Source organism: Staphylococcus sp. MZ3 (assembly GCF_018622755.1).
GTDB lineage: Bacteria > Bacillota > Bacilli > Staphylococcales > Staphylococcaceae > Staphylococcus > Staphylococcus aureus.
Map to the genome: position 1 here is coordinate 1,077,600 of NZ_CP076026.1, position 13,170 is coordinate 1,090,769.

General features: G+C 32.1%; 12 protein-coding genes and 1 riboswitch. Of the genes, 8 read left to right on the forward strand and 4 right to left on the reverse strand.

The window, feature by feature from the left end; genetic code table 11:
• Positions 1 to 8: 8 nt before the first annotated feature.
• A complete protein-coding gene (locus KI230_RS05255) occupies positions 9 to 584 on the reverse strand; it encodes an ECF transporter S component (RefSeq protein ID WP_000033477.1) in 576 nt (191 codons plus the stop codon).
• A gap of 76 nt (positions 585 to 660) precedes the next feature.
• Positions 661 to 761, reverse strand: a riboswitch (TPP riboswitch).
• Positions 762 to 1,545: 784 nt separating this feature from the next.
• Positions 1,546 to 1,680, reverse strand: a complete 135-nt coding sequence (graF, locus tag KI230_RS05260; protein ID WP_000064214.1) for a glycopeptide resistance-associated protein GraF — start codon at positions 1,678 to 1,680, stop codon at positions 1,546 to 1,548.
• 151 nt (positions 1,681 to 1,831) lie between these two features.
• On the opposite strand from graF, the gene auxA reads away from it, so the two are divergent.
• From auxA to ptsP, 5 genes are all read left to right on the forward strand, one after another.
• The gene (auxA, locus tag KI230_RS05265) at positions 1,832 to 3,127 is read left to right on the forward strand and encodes a lipoteichoic acid stability factor AuxA (protein ID WP_214958342.1); all 1,296 of its coding nucleotides are present in this window, start codon (positions 1,832 to 1,834) and stop codon (positions 3,125 to 3,127) included.
• A gap of 424 nt (positions 3,128 to 3,551) precedes the next feature.
• Positions 3,552 to 4,724: a class I SAM-dependent rRNA methyltransferase gene (locus tag KI230_RS05270; RefSeq protein ID WP_000685073.1), complete on the forward strand. Its 1,173-nt coding sequence runs from the start codon at positions 3,552 to 3,554 to the stop codon at positions 4,722 to 4,724.
• A gap of 53 nt (positions 4,725 to 4,777) precedes the next feature.
• Positions 4,778 to 5,320: a hypothetical protein gene (locus KI230_RS05275; protein WP_000505966.1), complete on the forward strand. Its 543-nt coding sequence runs from the start codon at positions 4,778 to 4,780 to the stop codon at positions 5,318 to 5,320.
• A gap of 153 nt (positions 5,321 to 5,473) precedes the next feature.
• Positions 5,474 to 5,740 carry a phosphocarrier protein HPr gene (locus KI230_RS05280; protein ID WP_000437472.1) on the forward strand — a complete coding sequence of 89 codons (267 nt, stop codon included), beginning with the start codon at positions 5,474 to 5,476 and terminating at the stop codon, positions 5,738 to 5,740.
• 2 nt (positions 5,741 to 5,742) lie between these two features.
• Entirely contained in the window at positions 5,743 to 7,461 is a 1,719-nt protein-coding gene (gene ptsP, locus KI230_RS05285) for a phosphoenolpyruvate--protein phosphotransferase (RefSeq protein ID WP_000040052.1), read from the forward strand.
• A gap of 236 nt (positions 7,462 to 7,697) precedes the next feature.
• Here the strand turns inward: ptsP and nrdH are convergent, their stop codons facing one another.
• Positions 7,698 to 7,931 carry a glutaredoxin-like protein NrdH gene (nrdH, locus tag KI230_RS05290; RefSeq protein WP_001289618.1) on the reverse strand — a complete coding sequence of 78 codons (234 nt, stop codon included), beginning with the start codon at positions 7,929 to 7,931 and terminating at the stop codon, positions 7,698 to 7,700.
• A 197-nt stretch (positions 7,932 to 8,128) separates the two neighbouring features.
• Here nrdH and KI230_RS05295 point away from each other — a divergent pair, with 197 nt between their 5' ends.
• The 3 genes from KI230_RS05295 to KI230_RS05305 all read left to right on the forward strand — a co-directional run bounded on the left by KI230_RS05295 (position 8,129) and on the right by KI230_RS05305 (position 11,301).
• Complete coding sequence (locus KI230_RS05295; protein ID WP_000381849.1) at positions 8,129 to 9,490, forward strand: cytochrome ubiquinol oxidase subunit I; 1,362 nt, start codon at positions 8,129 to 8,131, stop codon at positions 9,488 to 9,490.
• The gene (locus KI230_RS05300; protein ID WP_000638453.1) at positions 9,487 to 10,506 is read left to right on the forward strand and encodes a cytochrome d ubiquinol oxidase subunit II; all 1,020 of its coding nucleotides are present in this window, start codon (positions 9,487 to 9,489) and stop codon (positions 10,504 to 10,506) included. The genes KI230_RS05295 and KI230_RS05300 overlap by 4 nt, the downstream gene beginning before the upstream one ends.
• A 132-nt stretch (positions 10,507 to 10,638) precedes the next feature.
• Complete coding sequence (locus tag KI230_RS05305) at positions 10,639 to 11,301, forward strand: potassium channel family protein (protein ID WP_000514290.1); 663 nt, start codon at positions 10,639 to 10,641, stop codon at positions 11,299 to 11,301.
• 396 nt (positions 11,302 to 11,697) lie between these two features.
• On the opposite strand, the gene KI230_RS05310 is transcribed toward KI230_RS05305, so the two are convergent.
• On the reverse strand, positions 11,698 to 13,017 hold the full coding sequence (locus KI230_RS05310; protein ID WP_001808146.1) for an ISL3-like element IS1181 family transposase: 1,320 nt from the start codon (positions 13,015 to 13,017) through the stop codon (positions 11,698 to 11,700).
• Between the last annotated feature and the right edge of the window lie 153 nt (positions 13,018 to 13,170).

Genomic DNA, 13,170 nt, shown 5'->3' on the forward strand with positions numbered 1-13,170 from the left:
TGCTCCTCTTATAAGTTGTCGTAATCTTCTTTAGCAGCTGGTCTAAATAATTTTGTTACGCCTGTCTTATCTAAAGCTTTTACTAAAAGGTAAGATAGGACGCCGGCGACTACTGCACCACTAATTAATCTAAATACGATGAATAATGTTAAGTTCCAACCTGCAACTTCATTTAAATAACCATAGAAATAATCTATAGGGAAAGCCGCGATTGCTGTACAAAAACCTGCTAACATAGCTACCATAACTGAACGAGATTGATATTTAAAAATTGCAAAGACAAGTTCACACGCTAAACCTTGTATGAAAGCGTAAACGATTGTCGGAATATCGAAACGACCCATAATGATAGTTTCGCCGGCACCTGCAGCAAATTCAGCCAGTAAAGCAATACCTGGTTTTGGAATAATTAGATAGCAGACAATCGCTGCCATGAACCAAACCCCGTTTGTTAATTGTTCGAGGTGAAGGCCTGTAGCTTGCACACCATTGTAAACAAACCACCATAAATTGTAAATAACTGCGAATACTACTGAAATAAGTACGGTTACTAGTATTTCAGATAGCTTTAAACCTTTTGACATTTTTACATCCTCCTAATAAAAAAACGCACAACCATCCATAGGAAAGTTATGCGTTCACAATATATATTAGTAAAACATATGTATAGTAACACTTTCCTACGCTAGTTCAAGCTAGATCAGGTTCAAAGGGTTTGAGGGCAAGCCTCATCTCAGTATAAAACACCCCTAGTGTGTGCGATTTATTTAATTAATTATACTGTAAGACGTTTGTAAACTTATGTCAATAGGTTGTCTTCATGAAATTTCGTTTAATTCGATTTAAAATTTATAATATTAGCATTGGATTTAAATTGGAGATGTAGTAGGAATGTTAGTAATTAAAGATATAAAAATATGTGACATGTAATAAGATTGAGCTGATAAATGAAGAGGGATACTTATCAATCATACCTCTTTAACAACAGTGAAGAACCCGTGCATAATGGCTTACGAATTATAGTTTGTAGGGTAAAAGAGGGATACATGCGCCGAGCACATGCAAAAAAGCCCCTAACAACTAAAAGTTGTAAGGTAAAAGAGGGATACATGCGCCGAGCACATGCAAAAAAGCCCCTAACAACTAAAAGTTGTAAGGTAAAAGAGGGATACATGCGCCGAGCACATGCAAAAAAGCCCCTAACAACTAAAAGTTGTAAGGTAAAAGAGGGATACATGCACCGAGCACATGCAAAAAAGCCCCTAACAACTAAAAGTTGTAAGGTAAAAGAGGGATACATGCACCGAGCACATGCATAAAATCCCCTAACAACTAAAAGTTGTAAGGTAAAAGAGGGATACATGCACCGAGCACATGCATAAAATCCCCTAACAACTAAAAGTTGTAAGGAAGGAGAGGGATACATGTGCCGAGCACATGCATAAAATCCCCTAACAACTAAAAGTTGTAAGGAAGGAGAGGGATACATGTGCCGAGCACATGCATAAAATCCCCTAACAACTAAAAGTTGTAAGGGGATTTAAATTAATTTAGTGTATCTTGGATATCTTGTTTTGTTTGATTAATATCTTCTGTTTTTTCTTCTTTTTTATCTTTTAATTTTTCTTCAACTTCTTTAGCTTTTTCTGCTGCTTTTTTATTTTGATTTTCATTAGACATGATTAATTCCTCCCAAATTGGATAATTATTTATATATAAATCTTACCCGGTTGTACTTTCGTTAAACTTTTCTAAGTCTATAGCACTATTTATTCATTTATCTAAAGACAACAACATTAGATTAATATATAATGATTTTGAGGTGAACATAATGTCTTTTCTTAGGAAACACGCCGAAATTATTTTTAGCTATTTAATCGGTATCGTTTCACTCTTCACTGGTCTCATTATTTTAATTAACTTGCCATTAATTAAACAATTAAATGGTGGTAAAAAAGTTGATACACATGTTCATAATGTGTGGGAATTTCTGAATGCATTTTTCAGTGAAATTATTAAAGTAATGAGTCGATTTATAGGTAATTTCCCTATAGTTAGTGCAATTGTGATAATTATATTCGGTATTTTAGTTATGTTGATTGGTCATACATTACTTAGAACTATTAAGTATGACTATGATATTTCTATCTTTTTCTTAGTTATCGGTATCATGTACTTTATTATTACTCTTATATTAATGACTCAAGTTTATGGATTCTTTGCAGTGATTTTCATTATTCCATTTACAATTCATATAGGATATATCGTCTATAAAGATGAATTGAATCAGGAAAATGTAAAAAATCATTTCATGTGGATAATTGTGAGTTATGGTATAAGTTACTTAATTACACAAATTGCATTGTATGGCAGAATTGATGCTAATGAAATAGAGTCAATTGATATCTTAAGTGTCAATGCTTTCTTTATAATTATGTGGTTACTTGGTCAAATGGCTATTTGGAATTTCTTGTTCTTGCGCCGAGCTTTACCTTTAACAAAGCAAGAATTAGGTGAAGAGGAGCCAGAATTATCAAGAACAAGTAAAGGGAATGTCACGAATCAAACTAAAATTCACTTGAAACAACTCCAAGATAAGACTACAGAATATGCACGTAAGACAAGAAGAAGTGTCGATTTAGATAAAATTAGAGCTAAAAGAGATAAATTCAAAAAGAAAGTTAATGATATTATCGATATTCAAGAAGACGATATTCCTGATTGGATGAGAAAACCGAAATGGGTTAAACCAATGTATGTCGAACTATTTTGTGGTGTCGTCATCTTTTTATTCACATTTTTAGAATTTAATAATCGTAATGCATTATTTGTATCTGGTGATTGGAAATTATCACAGACACAATATGTTATTGAATGGGTTACATTATTAATTCTGTTATTCATTATTATCGCATATATCGTTACAACGTTAACTTTCCACTTGAAAGGTAAGTTTTATTATTTACAACTATTTATGGGGAGCATTTTATTCTTTAAATTGTTAACGGAATTTATAAATATAATGATTCATGGACTACTACTTTCAGTGTTCATTACGCCAACATTACTATTAATGTTATTGGCAATCATCATTTCTTATTCGTTACAATTACGAGAGCGACCATAATTAAAAGCATTATAAAAGTACTATCTATTAAACATTTTGATGTGTACGCTATAAGTTAGATATATCTCTAACTTACTTAGATACAGGTCAATGAAGTTTATGGATAGTACTTTTTTTGTAACTAGATTTGATTGATTCAGGTGATGCGAATTAAGTATTGAAAATTGTATACAAAGTTTTAGTGCAAATAAAATAGTTGAAAAGTTATCCATTTGTAAAATCAAGAAAACTAGTAAATAGTTGAAGCGACATATGGAATTTGCGAAACGATATATAGTATTTCCTTTGTAGAAATTTAACATATATCATTCGAATTACTAATTTGTTAAAATCAACAGTAAGATTAGAAGTAGATGATATTGAAATTTGGCAAACAATTTAATCTATATAAAACTACAACGAAACACAGAAAGGAAGTTGTCAGATGAAAATAGCAACTCTGAACAAAGGCAAAGAAACAAAATATTTTAATGGATATCCTTTAATTGAAGAAGAGGATATCTATTCACAAGATCATTTAAAAGAAGGAGATATTTTTCAAATTGTGACTGATAAATCACAATATGTTGCAACGGCTTATGTTGGTCGCCAACATAAAGGATTAGGTTGGGTTCTAACATACGATAAAGCTCAAGAAATCAACACAGCTTTCTTTGTGAAATTGTTTAATACTGCATTAGCAGAACGTGAATATTATTTTAATATAGATGGAACAAATGCTTTTAGATTATTTAATGCTGAAGGTGATGGTGTTGGGGGATTAACAATCGACAATTATGATGGTCATTTGTTGATTCAATGGTACTCAAAAGGTATTTATAAATTTAAATATGCCATTCTTGAAGCGGTTAGAAAAGTATTTGATTATAAATCTATTTACGAAAAAGTAAGATTTAAAGACAGCGAATATAGTGGTGGTTTTGTTGAAGGAGATGCACCTGAGTTTCCAATTGTTATCGAAGAAAACTTCACATTTTATAATGTAGACCTTGAAGATGGTTTGATGACAGGTATCTTTTTAGATCAAAAAGAAGTGCGCAAGAAATTAAGGGATCAATATGCCAAAGAACGCCATGTTTTAAACTTATTTAGTTATACAGGTGCTTTTTCTGTAATAGCAGCAAGTGAGGCATCTTCAACAACAAGTGTAGATTTGGCTAATCGTTCTCGTAGTTTAACTGAAGAAAATTTTGGATTAAATGCTATTGATCCTAAATCCCAATATATTTATGTCATGGACACTTTTGATTTCTATAAATATGCTGCACGACATGGACATAGTTATGACACGATCGTGATTGATCCACCTAGCTTTGCACGCAACAAAAAACGTACATTTTCAGTGCAAAAAGATTATGACAAATTAATTAATGGCGCCTTAAATATTTTATCATCTGAAGGAACATTATTGTTATGTACAAACGCAAGTGTATATCCATTAAAGCAATTTAAAAATACTATTAAAAAGACGCTTGAAGAGAGTGGCGTTGATTATGAATTAACTGAAGTTATGGGATTACCAAAAGATTTTAAAACGCATCCACATTATAAGCCATCTAAATATTTAAAAGCTGTTTTTGTAAATATTAGACATTAATTTGATAAAAAGGGGTATAGTAACTTATTGAGAAAAAGAAGGGTGATAATATTATGGGATTCAAAAACAATTTAACATCAAATTTAACAAATAAAATCGGTAATTCAGTCTTTAAGATAGAAAATGTTGACGGAAAAGGTGCAATGCCAACGACGATTCAAGAATTGAGAGAAAGACGACAACGTGCTGAAGCAATTGTAAAGAGAAAGTCTTTAATGTCATCAACAATGAGCGTTGTTCCAATTCCGGGTTTAGATTTTGGTGTTGATTTAAAATTAATGAAAGATATTATCGAAGATGTAAATAAAATATACGGATTAGATCATAAGCAAGTTAATAGCCTTGGGGATGATGTGAAAGAAAGAATTATGTCTGCAGCAGCAATTCAAGGTAGTCAATTTATTGGTAAAAGAATTTCAAGTGCATTTTTAAAAATAGTTATTAGAGATGTAGCTAAACGTACTGCTGCAAAACAAACAAAATGGTTTCCTGTTGTAGGACAAGCTGTGTCTGCATCTATTAGTTACTATTTTATGAATAAAATTGGAAAAGATCACATTCAAAAATGCGAAAATGTTATTAAAAATGTCATGTAGGTGCTATAATAGTTTTGCAATTTGCAAATTTTACTGAAACCGGTTTTAAACGAATTGAATTTAAAGCATGGTTTTGGTAAAGTTAATGTATAAAACTAAGTTAGTATTGTAATAATATTGAAGATTCTAACTATACGAAGGAGAAATGTAATTATGGAACAAAATTCATATGTAATCATCGACGAGACTGGTATTCACGCTAGACCAGCAACAATGTTAGTACAAACAGCTTCAAAATTCGATTCTGATATTCAATTAGAATATAACGGTAAGAAAGTAAACTTAAAATCAATCATGGGTGTTATGAGCCTTGGTGTTGGTAAAGATGCTGAAATTACAATTTATGCTGACGGTAGTGATGAATCTGACGCCATTCAAGCAATCAGTGACGTCTTATCAAAAGAAGGATTGACTAAATAATCATGTCTAAATTAATTAAAGGTATTGCTGCATCTGATGGTGTCGCAATTGCTAAAGCTTATTTATTAGTTGAGCCAGACTTAACATTCGACAAAAATGAAAAAGTCACTGATGTTGAAGGAGAAGTTGCAAAGTTCAATAGCGCTATCGAAGCTTCTAAAGTTGAGTTAACTAAAATTAGAAATAATGCAGAGGTTCAACTAGGTGCTGATAAAGCTGCTATCTTTGATGCACATTTATTAGTTTTAGATGACCCTGAATTAATTCAACCAATCCAAGATAAGATTAAAAATGAAAACGCTAATGCTGCTACAGCATTAACGGATGTAACAACACAATTTGTTACAATTTTTGAATCTATGGATAACGAATACATGAAAGAACGTGCGGCTGATATTCGCGACGTTTCTAAACGTGTGTTATCACATATTTTAGGTGTAGAATTACCGAATCCGAGTATGATTGATGAAAGCGTTGTTATTGTAGGGAATGACTTAACGCCATCTGATACTGCTCAATTAAATAAAGAATTCGTACAAGGTTTTGCTACAAACATTGGCGGAAGAACAAGTCACTCTGCAATTATGAGTCGTTCTTTAGAAATTCCAGCAATTGTTGGTACAAAATCAATTACTCAAGAAGTTAAACAAGGCGACATGATTATCGTAGATGGATTAAATGGTGATGTAATCGTTAATCCAACTGAAGATGAGTTAATCGCTTATCAAGATAAACGTGAGCGTTATTTTGCTGACAAGAAAGAATTACAAAAACTACGTGATGCTGATACTGTTACAGTTGATGGTGTTCACGCAGAGCTTGCTGCAAATATTGGTACACCTAATGATTTGCCAGGTGTTATTGAAAATGGTGCACAAGGTATCGGCTTATATAGAACTGAGTTTTTATATATGGGTCGTGACCAAATGCCTACAGAAGAAGAGCAATTTGAAGCTTATAAAGAAGTATTAGAAGCAATGGACGGTAAACGTGTTGTTGTACGTACTTTAGATATAGGTGGAGATAAAGAATTATCATACTTAAACTTGCCTGAAGAAATGAATCCATTCTTAGGTTACCGTGCGATTCGTTTATGCCTTGCGCAACAAGATATTTTTAGACCACAGCTACGTGCATTATTACGTGCATCAGTTTATGGTAAGTTAAATATCATGTTCCCAATGGTTGCAACAATTAACGAATTTAGAGAAGCTAAAGCTATATTATTGGAAGAAAAAGAAAACCTTAAAAATGAAGGTCATGACATTTCAGATGATATAGAATTAGGAATCATGGTAGAGATACCTGCAACAGCAGCATTAGCTGATGTCTTTGCTAAAGAAGTAGATTTCTTCAGTATCGGTACAAATGATTTAATTCAATACACATTAGCTGCTGACCGTATGTCAGAGCGTGTATCATATCTATACCAACCATATAACCCTTCAATCTTACGTTTAGTTAAACAAGTTATTGAAGCGTCACATAAAGAAGGTAAATGGACAGGTATGTGTGGTGAAATGGCTGGAGATGAAACAGCTATTCCATTATTGCTTGGTTTAGGTTTAGATGAGTTCTCTATGAGTGCAACGTCTATTCTGAAAGCAAGAAGACAAATTAATGGTTTAAGTAAAAATGAAATGACTGAACTTGCTAACCGTGCAGTCGACTGTGCAACGCAAGAAGAAGTTATTGAATTAGTTAACAACTACGTAAAATAATTAATTCTTTCGAAAGACAGAATTATAAACAAACCCGAAGTATTCATTGTGAGTAATTATGAATACTTCGGGTTCTTTTTTATGATTTATGTTAATTTCAATGGAATGTTGTTGCTAACTAATTAAACAACTATGTGTCATTAACAAAATGTTGTTCTTTAATTAATGTTAGTTAATTTAAAAATCGATATTTAATTTATGATAGCTATAAATGATGAAGTTGATTTAGATGAAAATTAATCTTGGATATTTAATACTTTGTTGATTTCATCAAGATCAACATGGTACATTGGATTACCATTCAACAAAATAAACGGAGTTGAAAAAGCATCAAAATCTATCATTTCGTTTCGATATTGTTGATTGTTGATATTTCTCTCTTCAAAATCAATTTGATGCTCATTAAGATAATTTTTTACAAATGTACAAGGTGGGCAATCATTCTGCGTATAAACGATTATTTCTGACATGTATCATGCTCCTTCGTGTTTTATTCTAATGTAATATACACAATTATACATTGAAATTCAAATTTGTGAACACATTGTGAACTGACATAAATTATACACAATTTCATAGCGCATAATGTTTTAAAAATACACATTATAGCAATTATAATTAAGTTCATTGTGTTGTCATCAAAAAAAGAAAAAGGTGATGTTTTTAAATGGATACAGTTGAAATCAGTCGGTTTTTGACAGCTATGACTTTAGCAGTTCATATCATTTTTGCAACGATTGGTGTTGGTATGCCTTTAATGTTCGCAATTGCAGAATTTTTAGGTATTCGCAAAAATGATCTTCAATATATAGCTATGGCCAAAAGATGGGCTAAAGCTTATACAATTACTGTAGCAGTGGGAGTTGTTACAGGTACAATTATAGGACTTCAATTATCATTGATTTGGCCTACATTTATGGAAATGGGTGGACACGTTATTGCACTTCCATTATTTATGGAAACATTTGCGTTCTTCTTTGAAGCTATTTTCTTAAGTATATATTTATATACTTGGGATCGTTTTAAAAATAAATGGACACATTTCTTAATTAGTATACCAGTAATTATTGGTGGCTCTTTCTCAGCATTCTTCATTACTTCAGTGAATTCATTTATGAATACGCCTGCAGGTTTTGAGTTGAAGAATGGAAAGATGGTAAATGTTCAACCTATAGAAGCGATGTTTAACCCATCGTTTATAGTTAGATCATTTCACGTAATTACTACAGCTGGTATGACGATGGCATTTGTTATTGCATCAATAGCAGCTTTTAAATTATTGCGTAATCGTCAACCTAAAGATACTGTCTACCATAAGAAAGCTTTGAAAATGTCTATGATTGTTGGATTCTTTTCAACTTTACTTTCTATGTTGGCAGGGGATTTATCTGCAAAATTTTTGCATAAATTCCAACCTGAAAAATTAGCAGCTTATGAATGGCATTTCGATACATCTTCCCATGCTAAATTATTATTATTTGGTGTGTTAGATGAAAAGACTCAGCAAGTTAAAGGTGCGATTGAATTACCTGGACTATTGAGTTTCTTAGCAGATAATAGTGTCAAAACTAAAGTGCAAGGGTTAAATGATTTTCCAAAAAGTTTACATCCGCCTATGATTGTCCATTATTTCTTTGATTTAATGGTAACGATGGGAATTTTATGTTTTGTCATTTCAGGTGTTTATGTTTTAACTTTAATGTTTAAAAAGCTTAGAAAGTTTTCTACTCATAAATGGATGCTTTACGGAATATTATTAACAGGACCAGCTTCAATGCTAGCTATAGAATTTGGATGGTTCTTAACAGAGATGGGTAGACAGCCTTGGATTGTTCGTGGTTATATGCGCGTGGCAGAAGCAGCAACACAAGCAGGCGGAATAACCTTCGTTACAATTTTATTTGGCATATTGTACATCATTTTAATGTATACATGTGCATACGTATTAATTCGTATGTTTAAAAATAAACCGGCGTATGAAGATGTAAATCGTTTAGCCAAGAAGCAAGGAGGAGAAATAGAAAAATGATTTATGCATTTATAGGTATAACAGTGTTATGGTTGTTTTTATTTTGCTATATCATTATTGCTTCTATAGATTTTGGGGCAGGTTTCTTCGCATTGCATTCAAAGTTAACTGGTGATGAAAAGAAAATTAATCACTTAATTTCACGTTATTTAAACCCAGTTTGGGAAGTTACGAATGTATTCTTTGTTTTCTTCTTCGTAGGATTCGTAGGTTTCTTTCCAGAGTCAATCAAATATTTAGGCACGGTATTGTTAATACCAGGTTCAATAGCACTGATTATGATATCGTTGAGAAACAGTTTTTATGCATTTGAAAATTATGGTCAAGATACAAAATTAGCATGGATGATCATGTATGGGGTAAGTGGATTATTAATTCCAGCTTCATTATCTACTGCTTTAACTATTACAGAAGGTGGCTATATTAATGTTCGAAACAATGTTATCGATCTAGATTGGGTGCAGTTACTATTAAGCCCATTTGCTTGGTCTGTAGTATTCTTGGCAATTATTTCAGTTTTATATATTTCATCAGGATTTTTGACATATTATGCTAAAAAAGCAAATGACGAACCAGCATATAATTTAACAAGACAATGGCACATATTTTTAGGGCCGCCGATGATTATCATTTGTTTATTCGTATTTCTATCATTACGCATTCAAAATTCTGAACATTTTTATTCAGCTGTTTTTGACTATTGGTGGATGTTTGCTATAAGTTTCTTATTCTTTGCATTAGCTTCATTGTTAACATTCTTTAAGAAAAAACATGGTTTGGCTTTTGTATTTGTTATTTTACAAATGATGTTCGCGTTCTTTGGCTATGGAATTAGTAAATTGCCATACCTTTTATATCCGTTTGTAAAAATTACAGATGCATATGTTAATCCAGAAATGGGCTGGACATTAGTGATTGTCTTTATTTTAGGTTTACTTTTATTACTTCCATCGTTAATATTATTATTAAGATTATTTGTTTTCGACAAAGAATATGTTGAAGGAAAGAAATCATAAGTTGAGACGATACCCCAACTTTCATTTACTTGCATTACTGCATTTAGATAATTTAGTTGGGGTACTCATTTATAATAATTTTAAATTTATATTTTCAATGAATTGATGAAAATCATTTAATGGAGGGCGAGTATGGGTAAAGAATATGTAGTCATCGGTCTAGGTCGTTTTGGAGGTAGTATCGTTCGTGAGTTGAATGCATTAGACATGGATGTAATGGCCATCGACCATGATGAAAATAGAGTGAATGAATATAGTGATATCGCTACTCATGCGGTTGTTGCAGACACAACAGATGAAGCAGTTATGAAAAGTTTAGGTATCCGTAACTTTGATCATGTCATTGTGGCAATTGGTGAAAATATTCAATCAAGTACGTTGACGACTTTAATTTTAAAAGAGTTAGGTGTAAAAAAAGTAACTGCTAAAGCACAAAATGATTATCATGCAAAGATTTTAAATAAAATTGGAGCAGATACGGTTGTGCACCCTGAGCGTGATATGGGTAGACGTATTGCGCATAATGTTGCGAGTGCAAGTGTACTTGATTATCTTGAGTTGGCAGACGAGCATTCTATTGTAGAATTGAAAGCAACTGAAAAGATGGCGGGGCAGTCTATCATTGATTTAGATATAAGAGCACAATATGGAATTAACATTATTGCAATTAAACGAGGCAAAGAGTTCATCATTTCACCAAATCCAAATATTAATTTAGAAATAGGTGATATTTTAATCATGATTGGACATGATAATGATTTAAATCGCTTTGAAAAAAATATTGCGACGAGATAATCGGGAGTGGGACAGAAATGATATTTTCTCAAAATTTATTTCGTCGTCCCACCCCAACTTGCATTGTCTGTAGAAATTGGGAATCCAATTTCTCTATGTTGGGGCCCACACCCCAACTCGCATTGCCTGTAGAATTTCTTTTCGAAATTCTCTATGTTGGGGCCCCTGACTAGAATTGAAAAAAGCTTGTTACAAGCGCATTTTCGTTCAGTCAACTACTGCCAATATAACTTTGTAGAGCATTGAACATTGATTTATGTCTCAAGCTCATCATATATAAAGAAAAAGCTACTAACAATGGGTGGTGAGTTTAATTAAAACTGGTTCTCCACCAAATGTGGTGGGTATATAATTTAAAGAACTATTTTTAAAATACAACTTTTAGAGTTTTTATTATTAGGCGGCCAGTCCATTATTGGGCTTGGTTGTCTTCTTTTTTTCTCCTTTGTACAAGCTGAAAATCATCATTATACGTGCTTTAAAGTTGTTGAAATTTCTGTAACCAAAAGAAATTCGCTTGATTAATTTTATCTTATTATTAATTCCTTCTATAGCACCATTATTAAATGCTGGGTAATAAATTGTATTTCTTAACATCCTTTGATGTTTTCTATAATATTTAACCGCTTTCCATACACCCTTACTCACAGACTTTTTACTAACTGAATTTAAACGATTAATAAATTTAGGCCAATTACATAACCTTAGGTCTTTTCGTAATCCTTGGACAAGTTCGTAGGAGTGTCGTAGTATATCGTCTTTTGAAAGCATGAATTCTACAATGTCAGATGAGCGTTTATAAGCCTTAAAAGATTTATTCCATCTGTATTTACTAAATATGGTTTTACTAGTATCCATCAATAGGACTTTCCAGTTATTCTTAAAAATTGTATAATCAGGTCCTTTTTTATTACGGTATTCATTCATAACTTGTACACGATACTTATTAAGTTCTCTATTTAAATGTTGAACGATATGGAATCTGTCAAAAATAATAGCTGCATTAGGAAATAGGTCGCGAAATAATCGGACATAGGGTTCATACATGTCAATAGTAACCGTCTTAACTTGTTGTCGATTTTTTAAATCGAATCGCTCGAAATAGGCACGCAAGAATCTTGTAGTTCTATTTTCTAAAATATCTATAACATCATGAGTATCATTATCTATAAAAATGAAACTCATTGATCCAGTTACATTTTTAACGCTTTTAAATTCATCCATAGCGATGTGTTCTGGCAAACAATTAAAGGGTTTAATTCGTAATGAATTAGCCGCTTTAGTTCTAATACGACTTACAGTAGATGGAGAGATACAGTTATCTTCTGCAGTATCAATCTCTGTTTTAACTTTAGTAGCTTCTTCTATAACTTTTTGAGTAACACATCTTGAGATAAAACACGACTCATCAACAATTGACGTTTTAGCAGTAAAAGTGCCATTGCATTCTAAGCATTTAAAACGTTGTTTAGCTAAGTTGAGGTATGTGTTATACCCTTGAGTTTTAAGTAAAGTAATACGAGAAACACGCTTACCATGTTTATGAATTTGTCCTTCATTTTTAACTCCACAACAATAACAGGCCGAAGGCTTATACGTTAGTACAGCATTAACCACTGTTGCTTTTTTTCCTTTGATAATGACGTCAATTTCTTGGTTTATATATTTTATATTTTCATCTTTTATTCTTAGTAATTCTAAGGTATCATTACACATAGGCGCACTTGTCTCCTTTAGTTTGGGTTTGGTCACTTTAAATTATAGAGGCAATTGCGCTTTTTGTGTATTAAAAAAAGCAGGAAGTTTTACCTTCCCACCATAAAAGATGAAGAACCTTAAAACTTCACTTCAAAGTTAGTAGCTTTTTGA

Coding starts and splice junctions, on each gene's coding strand:
- KI230_RS05255 (WP_000033477.1), bottom strand. CDS start 584: ATGTCAAAAGGTTTAAAGCTATCTGAAATACTAGTAACCGTACTTATT.
- graF (WP_000064214.1), bottom strand. CDS start 1,680: ATGTCTAATGAAAATCAAAATAAAAAAGCAGCAGAAAAAGCTAAAGAA.
- auxA (WP_214958342.1), top strand. CDS start 1,832: ATGTCTTTTCTTAGGAAACACGCCGAAATTATTTTTAGCTATTTAATC.
- KI230_RS05270 (WP_000685073.1), top strand. CDS start 3,552: ATGAAAATAGCAACTCTGAACAAAGGCAAAGAAACAAAATATTTTAAT.
- KI230_RS05275 (WP_000505966.1), top strand. CDS start 4,778: ATGGGATTCAAAAACAATTTAACATCAAATTTAACAAATAAAATCGGT.
- KI230_RS05280 (WP_000437472.1), top strand. CDS start 5,474: ATGGAACAAAATTCATATGTAATCATCGACGAGACTGGTATTCACGCT.
- ptsP (WP_000040052.1), top strand. CDS start 5,743: ATGTCTAAATTAATTAAAGGTATTGCTGCATCTGATGGTGTCGCAATT.
- nrdH (WP_001289618.1), bottom strand. CDS start 7,931: ATGTCAGAAATAATCGTTTATACGCAGAATGATTGCCCACCTTGTACA.
- KI230_RS05295 (WP_000381849.1), top strand. CDS start 8,129: ATGGATACAGTTGAAATCAGTCGGTTTTTGACAGCTATGACTTTAGCA.
- KI230_RS05300 (WP_000638453.1), top strand. CDS start 9,487: ATGATTTATGCATTTATAGGTATAACAGTGTTATGGTTGTTTTTATTT.
- KI230_RS05305 (WP_000514290.1), top strand. CDS start 10,639: ATGGGTAAAGAATATGTAGTCATCGGTCTAGGTCGTTTTGGAGGTAGT.
- KI230_RS05310 (WP_001808146.1), bottom strand. CDS start 13,017: ATGTGTAATGATACCTTAGAATTACTAAGAATAAAAGATGAAAATATA.